We start from the raw sequence: 605 nt of genomic DNA, 5'->3' as shown, positions 1-605 counted from the left end.
TCCTCGATGGCCTTCTGGGCGCCGCCGGGGGTGCGGGTCATCTTGGTGTAGGTGCCACTGGTGCGGTCCACCAGACCGCGGAAGTCACCCGCGATGCCCACCGGCCAGTTGAGCGGGGTCGGGCGCAGACCGATGCGCTGCTCGATCTCGTCCAACAGCTCCAACGGCTCACGGCCCGGGCGGTCCCACTTGTTGACGAAGGTGATCACCGGCATCTTGCGCGCACGGCACACGTCGAAGAGCTTCAACGTCTGCGGCTCCAGGCCCTTGGCCGAGTCCAGCAGCATGATCGCGCAGTCCACCGCCGAGAGCACCCGGTAGGTGTCCTCGGAGAAGTCCGCGTGGCCGGGGGTGTCCAACAGGTTCAGCACCCGGCCGTCGTAGTCGATGCGCAGAGCGGCCGAGGTGATCGAGATCCCCCGGTCCTGCTCCATCTCCATCCAGTCCGAGGTCACACCCTTGCGGTCGCCCTTGCCGTGCACCGCGCCCGCGGAGGAGATCGCCGCCGCGTGCAGCGCCAGAGCCTCGGTCAGCGTCGACTTACCGGCGTCAGGGTGGGAGATGACCGCGAAGGTCCGCCGCCGCTCCGCCTCGTGCGCGACCTC

General features: G+C 68.9%; 1 protein-coding gene. It reads right to left on the bottom strand.

Annotation, left to right across the window (positions count from 1 at the left end):
- The coding region (locus D458_RS0132680) for a GTP-binding protein (protein ID WP_017590929.1) at positions 1-605 on the bottom strand (605 nt) is incomplete at both ends.

It is taken from the genome of Nocardiopsis ganjiahuensis DSM 45031 (genome assembly GCF_000341085.1).
Classification (GTDB): domain Bacteria; phylum Actinomycetota; class Actinomycetes; order Streptosporangiales; family Streptosporangiaceae; genus Nocardiopsis; species Nocardiopsis ganjiahuensis.
The sequence above is the reverse complement of the archived record's forward strand: the minus strand, read 5'-3'. Positions and strand labels throughout refer to the sequence as shown.